Origin of the sequence: Desulfobulbus alkaliphilus (assembly GCF_016918545.1) — a bacterium.
Classification (GTDB): Bacteria; Desulfobacterota; Desulfobulbia; order Desulfobulbales; family Desulfobulbaceae; genus Desulfobulbus; species Desulfobulbus alkaliphilus.
Genome location: NZ_JAFFQC010000096.1, coordinates 1 through 1,093 on the forward strand (window position 1 = coordinate 1; position 1,093 = coordinate 1,093).

The window sequence follows — 1,093 nt, forward strand, 5'->3', positions numbered from 1 at the left end:
TTTGGGCGCTACTGGAACGGCCAGGTGAACCGCCGAAGCCACCGCTGGTATAAAGACGGCGCTGTGCTAGAATCATTTTGTAAATTTGATTAATCAAAGGCGCGTTTTGATATGGAAGAACTGCAAGCGAAGTGGACGTTTGACCAGGGCGGATTTGCCAAGGCCCTGATTGCCCCCACCCCGATGGGCCAGGGCTACCACTTGCACCTAGTGAAATTCGGGAAGATGAGCGAGTCAATTGTCCTGGAACGACAACGAGGGGGCTGGCGGGTGTTCAAGAGTATCGATGCCGCGGCCAACACCGCCAACGGGATTGGCTTTCGGCGCATCGAGATCGATCTGTCCAGTCGTTGAGAACCAGGACAAAAACCAACCCCACCCACGCTCCGTGGACAACGCCCCCGTCCACAGGCCAAACCCACGGCCTGATGGACGGCCTCCGGTTCGGGCGCTTGCCCACCTCGCCAAGATCCTCTTTCTAATGACAAGCCATATCAGAAACGAACGCCCTGCGGGCGCTGTTATCTGATATGGCTTGTTTTTGATCACTCACGCTCACGTCGCAGGTAGTTGGACACACTACCTGCCGAGATTTGCAGATCCTCGGCAATATCGCGGTTGCTGTAGCCCAACCCCTTGAGCCGTAGCACCTCCGGCAACAAGTCTGCGGCCTTACTTGGTCTACCACCACCCTTAGATACCTTGCCTCCCTTGGCCCCTCTGGCGGCCTGGACGGCGTGGAACTCGGCCGGGCTGAAACGCTGCCATACCCAACGGGCAATGCTCTTTGCCGTTGCCTTCACCTCGGACACAGGCAGAGGGCCTCCCTGCTCCAACCCAAAGGCGTTGGCCTGCATGCAGACCCCGTGGACTGCGCTCGCCCATGCGTCGTACCCGTTGGGTCGCCAATACTCTCTGACAGCGCTATAGGCCCATTCCCGCACGTTATCGAACAAGGTGACGTTACGCCCCAACCCACTCGCTTCCTTACGGCTGCGGCGGCTGTAGGCAGCCAGATCGTTATCGGGGCAGAACTCGGCTAAGTAGTCGAGTGAATAGGGCTCGATGGGGTGCCAAACAGTCCACCAATCAC

General features: G+C 58.3%; 2 protein-coding genes. One reads left to right on the forward strand and one right to left on the reverse strand.

The window, feature by feature from the left end; genetic code table 11:
• The first annotated feature begins 111 nt into the window (after positions 1–111).
• Positions 112–354, forward strand: a complete 243-nt coding sequence (locus JWG43_RS17510) for a plasmid replication protein RepB (protein WP_103252494.1) — start codon at positions 112–114, stop codon at positions 352–354.
• A 191-nt stretch (positions 355–545) separates the two neighbouring features.
• Here the strand turns inward: JWG43_RS17510 and JWG43_RS17515 are convergent.
• Positions 546–1,093, reverse strand: a 548-nt coding sequence (locus JWG43_RS17515; protein ID WP_205244242.1) for a primase C-terminal domain-containing protein, incomplete at its 5' end; no start/stop codon positions are given.